We start from the raw sequence: 13,255 nt of genomic DNA, 5'->3' as shown, positions 1-13,255 counted from the left end.
ACAGAACACCCATAAAATGCAAAAATAATTCCATGAGAAAAAATAATGTGCAGGATACAGCGCGTAAGAGAAGTGTAAAGAGACGTAAAATGTCTCCTTTATTAAAGCTCTTATGCTTTATTTTGTCTGTTGCGAGTCTTGGATTAGTTGCGTTTTTAGGCTTTCAGCTTTTTAAGCTGGATATGCTGCCTTTGACTTTGTTGCTTCCTATTTTATTTGTGGTCGTACTGATCACCCTTTTGATTATCGTCTTTTCAAATTTCAAATGTCGAAAAAATGTATCAAAGCTTATCATGACGATCGTACTGGCTGCATTGACGGCAGCCTATGGATTGGGAAACTACTATGTGTACGGACTATCCAATCTATTTAACGAAGTAACAAATCTCACAGACAAAGTTGTTAATAAAGTCAATGTATATGCTCTGGCCGGCTCCAGTATGGCCTCGGCATCCGACTTAAAAGGCAAGACATTGGGTATCGTGGCCGGTCTTGATGAACAAGGGACAAATCGCTGTATCGAAGATCTAAATAAAGAAGATGTACAAATTGAAACGGTGGAATACAACACATTGTCCGATCTTTTGTATGGGCTGTTCAATGAACAAGTGGATGGAATCATTTTGAATGAAACCTATGAAAATGATATTCATGAACAGGGCGACTATACAAACTTTGGCGTCATGACAAAGCGTGTGTATGAATCCGTTTATTATACTGATCGTTCTACTTCACAGAGCGAATCGCTCAATGCGGTTGACAGTATTACGACAACACCGTTTACCATACTGATCAGTGGGAATGATTCTTATGGATCCTTGGCACAGACGAGTCGATCGGATGTCAATATGTTAGTAACGATTGATCCAAGTAACCATCGTGTATTGATGACAAGTCTTCCACGAGATCTATATGTGCCGATTGCCTGCCCGGAAGGAGCTGAAGACTGTCCGGATGATACGCTGAACAAGCTGACACATACCGGACAATATGGTGTAGAAGCAACCGATGAAACCATCGAAAAAGCATTAGATATTACGGTTAACTATACGGTTCGCGTGAATTTCTCCAGTCTGGTCAATTTAGTGGATGCCGTAGGTGGTATTGATGTCTATGTTGAAGAAGGACTGGAAGTTGATACCTTCTATGCCAATGGAACCGAAGGGGTGCAGGCCGGATGGAATCATTTGGATGGTGAACGAGCGCTTGCCTTTGCCCGTGAAAGACATGCCTATATCGATGGTGATGCTCAGCGTGTCAAGAACCAGCAGATCGTTTTAGAAGCATTGATCAATAAAGTAATCTCGCCAAGCATGATCATTAATTTTGGAAGCTTCATCGATGCCTTGGGTGGCGCTTTTGAAACCAATATGCCTGCCGATCAAATTCGCAGCTTTATCCGTTATCAGTTTGCGATGATGCCAAAATGGAACTTTGAAAGCTTTACGATCTTAGGTCTGGTCAGCACAGAGTATTGTACGATCCAGGGCGATTATGCTTCGGTCATGATCCCTTATGAAGAATATTTAGAAACCGCAAAAGAAAAGATCGATGCGGTCTTATCCGGAAAATCCAGTGATACGATCGATGCACCGACAAGTGATACTTCACTTTTGACATTAAGAGATTACAGTGAATATCAAGATCAGCCATCGACCTATGAAAACAGTATGCCGGATACAACGTATCAAGAACCAATACAAGACGATACGCAAGACTGGCAGGTTGATGATTCACAACAATATGATGACTACGTTCCTTATCAGGAAGAACCGGTACAGGACGATGGGAATATGTATGATCCAAATGCGGATATGTCGCAAGGGTATTATTAAGGAGAGGTTCCTATGAGAAAAGTAAAGGAAAAGAAAAGCAGAGGTTTTCAGATCTTCGGAATTATTCTATCTGTTTTGCTTGTTGTGGCATTAGGATTCACTGTTTTTGAGATATTTACGCTGAATGTATTGCCGACCAATTTATTGGTGCCGGTGGTATTGATCCTGGTGATCCTTTCATTGATCGCCATCTTGTTGGTGAATTTTGTCAGTCGCAAGCTGGCAGGAAAGATCTTTTCATCGCTGTTAGCACTTGTGATGACAGGCGTATTAGGTTGGGGCAGCTATTATTTTTATACGACCGGTAATATGCTTTCTAATATTACGACCCATGATGGGGAAACTAAGAACACAGTTTCTGTGATCACTTTAAAATCGGCTTCTTATGAATCCTTGGAAGATTTGGAGGATGCCAATATCGGTTATTTAAAAAAGATCGATAATTATGGCACAGAACAGTTTTTAAAGGATGCTTCTAAAGAACTGGGTTATGATAAAACATCGATGTTGGATTTCGGTGTACAGAATGTCTATGCCCAGGAACCTGAATCCAGTCAGGATGCCCAGGAAAACAAAGAAGAAAAACCAACCTTTGAAGACGATTATGCTTATTTACCATTTACCCAAAAGGATTATCCAAGCATTCAGGCTTTGGCCAAAGCCTTGTATGATAAAGATGTTGATGCGATCATTTTAAATGAAACGTATCGTGCCAACTTAGAAGAACTGGAAGACTATATAGACTTTGCTTCGGAAACTAATGTCGTTTATCAGACTGTTTACTACACAGATAAAGAAAATGAAGCACTTGTCGTATCTGATATTACTTCAGAACCCTTTAATATCTTTATTTCCGGAAACGATACATATGGTGATGTCGGTGAACTTTCACGCTCCGATGTCAATATGATCGTGACAGTCAATCCGTCAACGAGCACTGTTTTATTGACAAGTATTCCACGCGATACTTATGTGGAATCCGCCTGTGATGCGGCAGATGGCTGCCAACAGGGCGCGATGGATAAGATTACACACTTAGGAATTCATGGTGTCAATGCCAGCAAGATGACAGCGGAAAACTTATTGGGTATAGAGATCAACTATACGTTCCGTGTCAACTTCTCCAGTGTGATGGATATCGTAGATGCATTAGGTGGCATTGATATCTTTGTGGAAGAAGGAATGGCGGTTGATTCCTTCTATGCAGATAATACTTTAGAAGGTGTACAGGAAGGCTGGAATCACCTGGATGGCAAACGCGCCTTATCCTTTGCCCGTGAGCGTTATGCGTATCAGGATGGTGACAACCAGCGTGTAAAGAACCAGCAGAAAGTATTGGAAGCGATTTTTGATAAAGCGACTTCACCGGATATTATTGTGAAGTATGCCAGTTTGATGGATGCCTTCAGCGGTGCCTTTGAAACAAACATGAGCACCAGCGAAATCACATCTTTGATTCAATATCAGCTGCAGTCTGATCCAAGCTGGACTTTTGAAAGCTATCAGGTGGCCGGCGCCGGTGATATGATGTATTGTGCAGAAGCCGGACAGGAACTTTCTGTAACCGTACCGGATATGCGAACGGTACAAGTTGCCAGGGAGAAAATTCAGGCCGTCATGGATGGAGAATCTTCCGATAGTGTCGATACCGAATGGCTGGATACAACAAGTCCTGTTTATAATTACTGGGGAAATTATGATCCTACGGCAGATTATAAAAACGGGGATACGATAGAAGCCCCACAGGATGTCTATGTTCCATCGGATACCAAAAATGAGTATAGCGAGTATTATGATACACAAACTTATGTACCGGAAACAGACTATCAGGAAACTTATCCTAATGAATACGATCAAAGTATTCCGGAACAAAATGTACAACAACCGGTCATCGAAGAAACACCGGTTACAGGCTATTAAAAAGATCTGGGTTATTCAATTTCCCAGATCTTTTTATATGATATCTAATATTTTTTTCTTGTGATATATACACCAATCAATGTCCCTATCAGTAGCAAGGGGGCTACACGGATAAATAACCATTCTATCCCATGTAGAAAAACGATCAATACAGCTGTTTCCATATCATTAGAAGTCCAAGTCAGATAAGAACTTCCTAAAGCAGCCATGATCAAAAATCCAATGATGATCAATACGCTGCCAAGAATAAAAGAAATATGCAGGATTTTTTGTCGGGACTCTTTTCTTTGGGCAAGCTGTAAATTGATGATTTCCAGTTTATTGGCTAAAGATTGTATCGTATCTGCTTCCTTTTCTGAAATCGTTTCACCCAATAGAGAAGAAACAGGTACATCAAAAGTATTTGATAAGCTGACCAACATATCGGCATCGGGTACGGATAGACCATTTTCCCATTTCGAAAGTGTTTGTCGCACAACATTAAGTTCTACCGCCAGTTCTTGTTGAGAAAGCCCTTTTGACTTACGTAGTTTTTTTATATTTTCACTGAGCATAAAATCTTGCCTCCTTATTGCCTATATTATAGAAATAGAGGCTTACTCTAAGCAAGCAACGTAAGTTAACATTATGTTCATAAATAACATGGATCGAATCTATCTATTCAATACAGGCATTGATTTTCGTTTTCTTGTGAAGGATCACAAGCAGAATAAAGAGGTCACTGCCGCCAATGCTTCACCGGCAGAGTGACAGATCCAGACCATCTTGCTGTCAAAAAGGAGTGGTAAGATCAGAATTAAAAGTGGCGGATATAAAAAAATACTTCTTGCCAAAGATATCGCCAGAGCTTTTCCTGTGCATTCATTTGCTTGCCAATATGCGATTATCAAAATATTAAATCCGGCAAGGAAGAATACGGAAAAATAGGGAAGACTCTTGCTTTCCATAAAGGTGATCAGTTCTATATCGCCTGGAATGAATATCGTAAAAAAGCCGCGGAGAAAGAGATGATCACGATGTAACATAAGATCCCGATTGTCAAGAAAATCTTAATGGAAAAGCTAAGCAATGCTTTGCTCCTTGCTTTTTCTTTTGTCTCCAAAATAGCCGAAAACAGGCTGTAAGTCCTATTTCTCCAAATCCGTAATGCACGATCGCAAAGTTATATATAAAAGTAATGATCCCAATCGTGAATTCCATGATAAAGGAGAGAAAGCCAAGTACATAGATAGAGCGCAGGTTTTGCTATTTTATCTTCAATTTTGTCAAATATAAATCTCCTCGTTTCTCGAAACATAATAAATCCTTTCCTTAAAAATAAATGCCTTATTGATTCCCTCCTTCAAAGACCTAACGGAATGAATACTAAGGCATTATCCGGTGGTAAAATAATTTTAATCAGCGTAATCTAGCACAGAACTATTTGAAAATCAAGGCATATTCTTTAAGGAAAAAACTGTACTATTAAATTGAGGAGATGAGAGTCAGGGAAATTTCATTTTCTCCTTTATTTATGCTGTTATCTAAGGAAAAATCCAAAATGGATGGGAAAATTAGGATTTATCAGTCATACTTTTCAATATTTGTCGTAGCAATCGCTGATTGATTAGGCTCTCCTGTTTTTAAGTCTTGTGGGGCAGGGACTAACATCATAAATCCGTCTTTTCCATATCGTTTTTTATAGCCCCGTGCGTATTCTTCTTCGACGGAAATATGCTGTACTTGCCCGATAATCATTGAAGTAATGCCTGCTCCGCTTAAATCCTGCGTTTCTTTCAAAGTACACTCCATATTTATAAATGCCTCCTGTATCATAGGGGCATGAATGGTCTTGGCATTTATAAGCGCAAATTTCCCTACTGAAAATTCATCAGCTTCGTAGTCGTTATGGTTAATGGTATCTACTAATTTATCATAGTAACTTATTGGAAGAAAATTGATACAAAAGCACTTTTCCCTTTGGATATTTGCATAAGTATGAGTGTGTTGATAAAGATTTCCCATAACAGCAAAGAAAGCTGTTTTATCACCATGAAAACAACTCCATGCGTGGAAGCATACATTAGGCTTTCTGTTTTCTTTCCATGTGGTAATTGCAAATAAAACCGTTGGTATTCCGGCGGTTACTTCAAAATGTGAAAACAATTTAAATTCTTCTGGATATGAGGATTTGAAATACTGCGGAAAATCTTTCCCAATCTCTATTTTCATTGCGACACCTCTCTACAACTTCCAATTTATAAAAATATTATACCTCTGTTCAGTATCATCTACAATGAAAGCAGGTGTTATAGCTAATACATAAAAATATTATCTTGTCAAATTACTAAAAAAGTGCAATCTCCCCAATTCACTAGTACAGTTAGGAAAAAGTCTGATTTTGTATTTTGAGGAAAATACGCTATAATGTGTAGGATATAGGTGAATGTATGACAAGTTTATATAAATCCATGGTGTATCAAAAATATAGAGGTATCTTGATCTCTTTATATGATATTACCGTCGTTTTTTTCAGTTATGTATTTGCGTTCTTTTTTGACAATGATTTCTTTTTGAATGGCGGTATGCTTCATATTACCCGCGCCATTATTTTGGGGATGTGTTTTGTGCTGCTGCTGCATGTGATCATGGGAATCATTTTTCAAACTCATAAAAGCTTATGGACGTTTACCGGTCCCAGTGAAGTGATTCGAGCTGCCTTGAAGTCAATCAGTTGTCTGGTGATCATGTTGATCTTTTCTTACTCGGCCGGTTTATTTTTACATACGCAGATCTTAGTTATGGCAGAAACAATTTCTTTCTTTATCTGCTTAGGCTCTCGTTTAGTGTATCGATCTTTTCGAAGATATGCCTTGGATATGGAACGAAATGAAAATGCCTTGATCGTAGGTGCCGGAAATGCCGGTTATCTGATGTTGAGCGAGATTTATCGAGGCTCCAGCTATCCTTATAATGTCATCGGTTTTTTAGATGATATGAAGGAAAAGGGAACCATCGTTAATGGAAAAAAAGTACTGGGAACGGTTGATGATGTCAAAGAAGTCTGTGCCAAGTATGATGTCAAACACGTGTTCATTGCGATTTCAAAAGCCACTCGTCAACAAAAACAGAGAATTATTGATCTATGTGCATCTTCCGGAGCGAATACGAAAATCATGCGCTTTACGACTGAAAGTGATTTGAATTCGCCGGTGCATGTCGAAGATATTCAGATCGAAGACTTGTTGGAAAGACCAAGCATCAATTTAGAAAATGAACAGATTGGATCGTACCTGTGTGATAAAGTCGTCTGTGTGACCGGAGCCGGTGGTTCTATCGGTTCAGAGCTGGTTCGTCAGATCTTGAAGTTTGATCCGAAGACTTTGGTTTTACTGGATATCAACGAAAATACACTGTACATGTTGAAACAGGAAATTTTACGTGGGATCCGTCAGGGAAAATATAGAGTTGATGTGCAGTTGGAAACTTTGATCGTTTCCATTCGGGAACGTGATGAAATCTTTAAAATATTAAAGAAATATCAGCCGGATGTTGTGTATCATGCGGCTGCTCATAAACATGTGCCTTTGATGGAAGATCGACCAACCGAAGCCATTCGCAACAATGTCTTTGGTACAAAAAATGTGATTGATGCCTGTATTGCCAATAATGTACAGCGTTTCATCATGATTTCTACCGATAAAGCGGTCAATCCCACGAATGTCATGGGTGCTACCAAGCGTATGACAGAGCTGATCTTACAATCACGGGAAACCGATAAGCCGATCAAAATGGCGGCCGTTCGTTTTGGAAATGTATTAGGCTCCAATGGCTCGGTCATTCCAATCTTTAAAGAACAGATCAAGCAGGGTGGTCCGGTGACCATTACGGATAAGAATATACAGCGCTACTTTATGACGATACCGGAGGCAGCACAGCTTGTCTTACAGGCAGGCTACTATGCCAATCACAGAGAAATCTTTGTGCTGGATATGGGAAAACCGGTAAAGATCCTTGATCTTGCCGAAAAGATGATCTCTTTATCGGGTTCGGTTCCCTATAAAGACATTGAAATCAAGGAAATCGGTTTGCGACCGGGTGAAAAGATGTTTGAGGAGCTGGCCCTGGAAATTGAAAAATGTCATCGTACTCAGAATAAGCTGATCTTTGTGCATGAGCCTATCGATATCTCTCAGGAAGAAGTGGATCAAAAGATCACGACGTTATATGATATCATCATGAAGACCGATGATGTCGCAAAGATCAAGTCTGTATTGATGGAGGCCATTAAAGACCGAATGAATTAGATGGATGTTGTCCATCTTTTTTTTGTCGCCTCTCATTCCAAAGCGATTTATGGTACAATATCTCTTAGAGAAAAAATACAGGAGTTGAGCGTATGTATTCTAAATATGGGAAGCGGTTGATTGATTTTTTGATCAGTTTGCTTGGTTTTATCGTCTTGTCACCACTTTTTTTGATCCTTTGTCTGTTGATCAAGATTACCTCCAAAGGACCGATTTTCTTTAAACAGAAACGAGTGGGTATTCATAAAACATATTTTGATATTTTAAAGTTTCGCACGATGAAGATCGATACACCTAAAGATGTACCGACGCATTTACTATCCGATCCGGATCAGTATATTACCAGTGTCGGTCGTTTCCTGCGAAAAACTTCGTTAGATGAACTTCCGCAGCTGATCAATATCATCAAAGGCGATATGTCAATCGTAGGACCACGTCCGGCTTTATGGAATCAGTATGATTTGATCGAACAACGCGATCTTTATCAGGCCAATGATGTGATGCCGGGACTGACCGGTTGGGCACAGATCAACGGTCGGGATGAACTGGAGATTTCAGTCAAGGCCAAGCTGGATGGAGAATATGTACAAAGAATGAGTTTTTTGTTTGACTGTAAGTGTTTTTTGTTGACGATTACATCTGTCTTGAAACATGAAGGTGTTGTGGAAGGGGGAACCGGAAGCATGCATGAAGGAGATTCCCAATGAAAAAGGTATTGATTACCGGGAAAAACAGCTATCTTGGTTCTTTTGTGAAACAGGAATTAAATCGATATCCACAAAAATATCAGGTGCAGGAGCTGGATATGATGAATCCCGACTGGAAAAACTTTGATTTTTCAGAATTTGATGTTGTTTATCATGTGGCTGGTCTGGCTCATTCCACACCTGATGAAAGTCAAAGAGATTTCTATTATCAGGTGAATACAGAACTGGCCTATCAAACGGCTTGTAAAGCAGCTAAAGAAGGTGTTTCACAATTCATCTTTATGAGTTCGATCATCGTTTATGGCAGTGGTAAGGTAGGGCAAAAACGCGTGATTACTAAAGATACGCCATTAGACCCGGATAACTTTTATGGCGATTCCAAAAAACAGGCGGAAGAAAAGATCTTATCCATTCCTGGCTCCATGAAGATCGTCATACTAAGACCACCGATGATTTACGGGCCAAAATCGAAAGGAAATTATCCTTTATTGGCAAAGTTTGCCGGTAAAACACCGGTATTTCCGACAATCAAAAATGAAAGAAGCATGTTGTTTGTAGGAAATCTCGCATTGTTTGTCAAACGCTGTATCGATAAGGAACTGGAAGGCATTTATCTTCCTCAAAATGAGCACTATGTTTCGACTTGTGATCTTGTGAAAAAGATTGCACAAAATCATGATCATAAAATTTTATTTATCTCATTGTTCAATCCTTTTGTGCGATTGTTTCACTCTGTCAGTGCTGTGAATAAAGTGTTTGGAAACTTGATTATCGACCCTTCACTTTCGGCATTTTCCTTAGATTACCAACGCTATTCATTTGATCAAAGCATACAGCTTACAGAAAAAGGAGATACGGTTCTATGAAAGTAGGAATTGTCTGTGCCTTTGATACATATTTTGATCGAGTAGCGCTATTAAAGGAGTTTTATCAAAAAAGAGCCCAGGTAAAAGTCATCGCTTCAGATTTTTCTCATCGAAAAAAAGAAAAAAACAGAGAATCTTCTTTGGTTGATGAATGGATCGATACCAAACCGTATTATAAAAACTTGTCTGTAGCTCGCTTAACATCGCATTATGATTTTTCTAAAAAGGCAGAAAAACTTTTGGAAACAGAAACATGGGATGTTCTACATGTATTCGTGCCTTGTAATTCACTGGTGAAGTTTATGGCTTTGATCAAACATAAACAACCAAAGACAAAACTAATCTTTGATTTGATCGATCTATGGCCGGAAACTATGCCAATTTCTAAGTTCAAGAATGTTTTTCCATTTACACTTTGGAAACAGATTCGCGATAAAGATTTAGATCAGGCTGATCTTATTTTTACGGAGTGTAAGCTATACCAACAAGTTTTACAGAAAGAAGACAATGAGAAATATAAGGTCTTATATTGGGCCAGACAGGAAGAGCCATTAGAGAGCCATCTTCAAATCAAGGATACAGAGCTTAGCTTTTGTTATTTGGGATCGATGAATCATATTATTGATATTGATTTCATCGAAAAATTTTTAAGCGCCTGTCAACAATATCGGCCGGTTACTTTACATTTGATCGGTGATGGGGAATCCAAAGAGCAGCTTATTCAAAATGTAAAGCGAAAAGGTGTTCAGGTTATCGATCATCAAAAAGTATATGACCAAAAGAAGAAACAAGAGATTTTTGATCAATGCAATTACGCATTGAATGTCATGAAAGAAAGTGTGGTTGTCGGATTGACGATGAAGTCACTGGATTATATGTGCGGTCAGATTCCGTTGATCAATACGATTGGCGGCGATACCAGAGAGTTTTGCGAAACCTGTAACATCGGTTTTCATGTAGCTTTTGATCAAATTGAGCTCTATGCGCAAAAGGTATGCACACAAACGCTGCAGGAACAGTATGAACAAAGAAAACAGATCAAACACTTATACGAAACAGTTTTCACAAAGGACTCCTTTTTCAAGACGATGCAGGATGCATGGGAGAAGCTGCTATGAGAATCGGATATGGAATTTTGGTGATCTATAATCGCCCCATTGAAAAATCATCTTCGTATGTGACATTTAAAGATCAACTTTCTGTCATTGTAGCCGATAACAGTACGAATGAAGAGATTCGTAAAAGAAATCAAAAGCAGGTTGAAAAAGACGGAAATGTATATTTGGATATGAAGGGAAATCAAGGATTAAGCAAAGCTTATAATCAGGCGATTTCACTTCTTCAACAAAAAGAACAGAAGCCTTGTTTTGTAATGATCATGGATGATGATACGCTGTTTGGAAACGATTTTCTAAATAAAGCTGCACAGGAAATGCAGTCTGTACAAGCAGATGTATATGTACCGATCGTAAAGGCCAAAGAACAAATTCTTTCGCCCTGCACGATTCATAGAGGAAGAGTCAAAGCGATTCATGATCTTTCATCCATCACTCGAGAAAATATAACCGCCATCAATAGTGGCATGATCGTATCTTTGGATGTATATCAAAAGATTCGATACAATGAAAACTTGTTTTTAGAGTATATTGATCATGATTTTATCAGACAGCTAAAAAAGCATCAGTATTCGATCCACATTTTAAATCAACAGATTCAACAGAATTTTTCAGTGTTTGAAAATGATAAAGCTTCGGCAAAAACTCGATTTTCTATCTTAAAAAAAGATTTACATGTTTTTTATGGAAAGAGTCTGTCGCAGCATTTCTTATATAAAAGTATATTATGGAAACGAAAGCTTCGTGCTGTGATCCAATATAAAGATTTGTCAATAGTTTGGAAGTGGTAAAGGAAATGAAAAGAAAAAGTGTTTCGGTTGCGATGGCGGCTTATAATGGCCAACAATACATTCAACAACAAATGGAATCGATATTAAAACAGTTACATATGGATGATGAATTGTTGATATCTTTGGATTTTTCAACCGACAATACAGAGTATATCGTACAGAAGATGGCCGAGAAGGATGATCGTATTCAAATCGTGCATGGTCCAAGTCTTGGCGTATTAAAAAACTTTGAAAATGCGATCAATCTTGCCAAAAACGAGATTCTGTTTTTATCCGATCAGGATGATGTCTGGTTAGATGGAAAAGTCGAACGCATCTTAAAAGAATTTGAGGATGAGCAAGTGCAGGTTGTCATGCATGATGCAGCTGTGACCGATGAAAACCTGCATATCCAGATTTCTTCTATTTTCAAAGAGAGAAATGTGAAATTAGGTGTCAAAGAAAATATTCTCAAAAATGGCTATCGTGGCTGTTGTATGGCTTTTCGCCAAAGTCTAAAGGATGATATCTTACCCTTTCCTAAAACCATCCCTATGCACGATCAATGGATTGGTCTGGTGGGCGAACTGACCGGAAAAAATGTTTTGGTGCCGGAAGTTTATTTGTTGTATCGAAGACACAGTAAAAATGAAACCGATCTAAAACATGCCGGTATCCTGCAGATGCTTCGCTGGCGAAAAGACATTTATACAGAAATTGAAAAGTTTAAAAAGAAAAAAGGATTTAAATCTTCCTAGGAAAGCGTGTTGCTTGTAAGACAGGCTTTCTTTTTTTATAATCGCTTTTAATAAAGGAGATTCGAAAATGAGAGCTTTATTGATGATTGATGTACAACAAGGCTTTTTGAATCCAAAACAACCGATTCGAAATAATAAGGATGCCGAAAGTAACATGTTGAGACTGATGGAACACTGTCGTCAAAAAGAGGATTTGGTCATTCATATTCAACATCTGGGAACGGCAGAAGATTCTTTTTTCTTATCTGAGAAAAATCGGACATTTCAAAAAGGATTTGGTCCGCAAGGAGATGAAAAGGTTATTCAGAAGTTTGTCAACAGCGCTTTTATTGGAACCGATTTGGAGGAATATCTGCATCAACAAGGTATTCATGAGTTGATTATTGCCGGTTTGACTTTGCCACATTGTGTTTCTACCACAACACGCATGGCAGCTAATTTAGGTTTTGATGTAACATTGATCGAAGATGCTTGTGCCACCTATGCACTACGAGATCCAAATGGACATTGGCTGGATCCACAGAATCTGCATTATTATAATCTGGCAGCTTTGAACCATGAATTCGCAAAAATCATGACTACTCAAGAATTTTTAGACATGTAAATCAACACAATGGCAATAGAAATGGATTCTATTGTCTTTTTTTAAATATGGCTCGTCCTTTGCACATAAAGGATGAATAAATATTAAAAATGAAATCTTGGTGGTATAATTTAGACGCTTGTAGAAAGGCAAGCTCTTGAGGAGCTTCATGAGGTGAATAACCATCAAGAGAACTTGGCGGTTCTGGTTGTTCATCTCGTGAAACTCTGAACCGCCAAAACAATGAAATCTAAGAAACGTAAAAAATACACACCTTTACGTTCTTTTTCGTGGTCTAAATCCGAAGTCAAAACAACGGATCAGCTTTTAGTCGAATCTACAGTTTCTGAATGGTATGATGCCAAACATCGTACGATGTCAAAGGAAGAAATAATATTTATAAACTCTTTACCTA

Annotated in this window: 12 protein-coding genes; 9 read left to right on the top strand and 3 right to left on the bottom strand. The window is 38.6% G+C overall.

Annotation, left to right across the window (positions count from 1 at the left end; translation table 11 throughout):
- Positions 1–32: 32 nt before the first annotated feature.
- Positions 33–1,835, top strand: a complete 1,803-nt coding sequence (locus tag G413_RS0104430; protein WP_081637617.1) for an LCP family protein — start codon at positions 33–35, stop codon at positions 1,833–1,835.
- Between the two features lie 12 nt (positions 1,836–1,847).
- A complete protein-coding gene (locus G413_RS11740; RefSeq protein WP_022789725.1) occupies positions 1,848–3,755 on the top strand; it encodes an LCP family protein in 1,908 nt (635 codons plus the stop codon).
- A gap of 44 nt (positions 3,756–3,799) precedes the next feature.
- Here G413_RS11740 and G413_RS0104420 read toward each other — a convergent pair whose 3' ends face one another.
- From G413_RS0104420 to G413_RS0104410, 3 genes are all read right to left on the bottom strand, one after another.
- Positions 3,800–4,309: a helix-turn-helix domain-containing protein gene (locus G413_RS0104420; protein ID WP_022789724.1), complete on the bottom strand. Its 510-nt coding sequence runs from the start codon at positions 4,307–4,309 to the stop codon at positions 3,800–3,802.
- Between the two features lie 144 nt (positions 4,310–4,453).
- Complete coding sequence (locus G413_RS0104415) at positions 4,454–4,702, bottom strand: hypothetical protein (protein ID WP_155979215.1); 249 nt, start codon at positions 4,700–4,702, stop codon at positions 4,454–4,456.
- Between the two features lie 616 nt (positions 4,703–5,318).
- The gene (locus G413_RS0104410; protein ID WP_022789722.1) at positions 5,319–5,966 is read right to left on the bottom strand and encodes a flavin reductase family protein; all 648 of its coding nucleotides are present in this window, start codon (positions 5,964–5,966) and stop codon (positions 5,319–5,321) included.
- A 218-nt stretch (positions 5,967–6,184) separates the two neighbouring features.
- On the opposite strand from G413_RS0104410, the gene G413_RS0104405 reads away from it, so the two are divergent.
- The 7 genes from G413_RS0104405 to G413_RS0104375 all read left to right on the top strand — a co-directional run bounded on the left by G413_RS0104405 (position 6,185) and on the right by G413_RS0104375 (position 12,861).
- Positions 6,185–8,041: a polysaccharide biosynthesis protein gene (locus G413_RS0104405; RefSeq protein WP_022789721.1), complete on the top strand. Its 1,857-nt coding sequence runs from the start codon at positions 6,185–6,187 to the stop codon at positions 8,039–8,041.
- 92 nt (positions 8,042–8,133) lie between these two features.
- Complete coding sequence (locus G413_RS0104400; RefSeq protein WP_022789720.1) at positions 8,134–8,748, top strand: sugar transferase; 615 nt, start codon at positions 8,134–8,136, stop codon at positions 8,746–8,748.
- The gene (locus tag G413_RS0104395) at positions 8,745–9,614 is read left to right on the top strand and encodes an NAD-dependent epimerase/dehydratase family protein (protein WP_022789719.1); all 870 of its coding nucleotides are present in this window, start codon (positions 8,745–8,747) and stop codon (positions 9,612–9,614) included. The genes G413_RS0104400 and G413_RS0104395 overlap by 4 nt, the downstream gene beginning before the upstream one ends.
- Positions 9,611–10,732, top strand: a complete 1,122-nt coding sequence (locus tag G413_RS10960; protein ID WP_022789718.1) for a glycosyltransferase — start codon at positions 9,611–9,613, stop codon at positions 10,730–10,732. Before G413_RS0104395 ends, G413_RS10960 begins: the two co-directional genes overlap by 4 nt.
- Entirely contained in the window at positions 10,729–11,520 is a 792-nt protein-coding gene (locus G413_RS0104385; protein WP_022789717.1) for a glycosyltransferase, read from the top strand. The genes G413_RS10960 and G413_RS0104385 overlap by 4 nt, the downstream gene beginning before the upstream one ends.
- A 5-nt stretch (positions 11,521–11,525) precedes the next feature.
- Positions 11,526–12,257 carry a glycosyltransferase family 2 protein gene (locus G413_RS0104380; RefSeq protein ID WP_022789716.1) on the top strand — a complete coding sequence of 244 codons (732 nt, stop codon included), beginning with the start codon at positions 11,526–11,528 and terminating at the stop codon, positions 12,255–12,257.
- Positions 12,258–12,324: 67 nt separating this feature from the next.
- The gene (locus tag G413_RS0104375; protein ID WP_022789715.1) at positions 12,325–12,861 is read left to right on the top strand and encodes a cysteine hydrolase family protein; all 537 of its coding nucleotides are present in this window, start codon (positions 12,325–12,327) and stop codon (positions 12,859–12,861) included.
- Positions 12,862–13,255 lie beyond the last annotated feature (394 nt).

This window comes from Faecalicoccus pleomorphus DSM 20574, from assembly GCF_000420345.1.
Taxonomy (GTDB): Bacteria; Bacillota_I; Bacilli_A; order Erysipelotrichales; family Erysipelotrichaceae; genus Faecalicoccus; species Faecalicoccus pleomorphus.
The sequence above is the reverse complement of the archived record's forward strand: the minus strand, read 5'-3'. Positions and strand labels throughout refer to the sequence as shown.

What these genes read in the sequence shown, in the direction of transcription:
- G413_RS10960 (WP_022789718.1), top strand. Translation starts at nt 9,611, where the DNA reads ATGAAAGTAGGAATTGTCTGTGCCTTTGATACATATTTTGATCGAGTA.
- G413_RS0104395 (WP_022789719.1), top strand. Translation starts at nt 8,745, where the DNA reads ATGAAAAAGGTATTGATTACCGGGAAAAACAGCTATCTTGGTTCTTTT.
- G413_RS0104420 (WP_022789724.1), bottom strand. Translation starts at nt 4,309, where the DNA reads ATGCTCAGTGAAAATATAAAAAAACTACGTAAGTCAAAAGGGCTTTCT.
- G413_RS0104380 (WP_022789716.1), top strand. Translation starts at nt 11,526, where the DNA reads ATGAAAAGAAAAAGTGTTTCGGTTGCGATGGCGGCTTATAATGGCCAA.
- G413_RS0104400 (WP_022789720.1), top strand. Translation starts at nt 8,134, where the DNA reads ATGTATTCTAAATATGGGAAGCGGTTGATTGATTTTTTGATCAGTTTG.
- G413_RS0104405 (WP_022789721.1), top strand. Translation starts at nt 6,185, where the DNA reads ATGACAAGTTTATATAAATCCATGGTGTATCAAAAATATAGAGGTATC.
- G413_RS0104410 (WP_022789722.1), bottom strand. Translation starts at nt 5,966, where the DNA reads ATGAAAATAGAGATTGGGAAAGATTTTCCGCAGTATTTCAAATCCTCA.
- G413_RS0104430 (WP_081637617.1), top strand. Translation starts at nt 33, where the DNA reads ATGAGAAAAAATAATGTGCAGGATACAGCGCGTAAGAGAAGTGTAAAG.
- G413_RS0104415 (WP_155979215.1), bottom strand. Translation starts at nt 4,702, where the DNA reads ATGGAAAGCAAGAGTCTTCCCTATTTTTCCGTATTCTTCCTTGCCGGA.
- G413_RS0104385 (WP_022789717.1), top strand. Translation starts at nt 10,729, where the DNA reads ATGAGAATCGGATATGGAATTTTGGTGATCTATAATCGCCCCATTGAA.
- G413_RS0104375 (WP_022789715.1), top strand. Translation starts at nt 12,325, where the DNA reads ATGAGAGCTTTATTGATGATTGATGTACAACAAGGCTTTTTGAATCCA.
- G413_RS11740 (WP_022789725.1), top strand. Translation starts at nt 1,848, where the DNA reads ATGAGAAAAGTAAAGGAAAAGAAAAGCAGAGGTTTTCAGATCTTCGGA.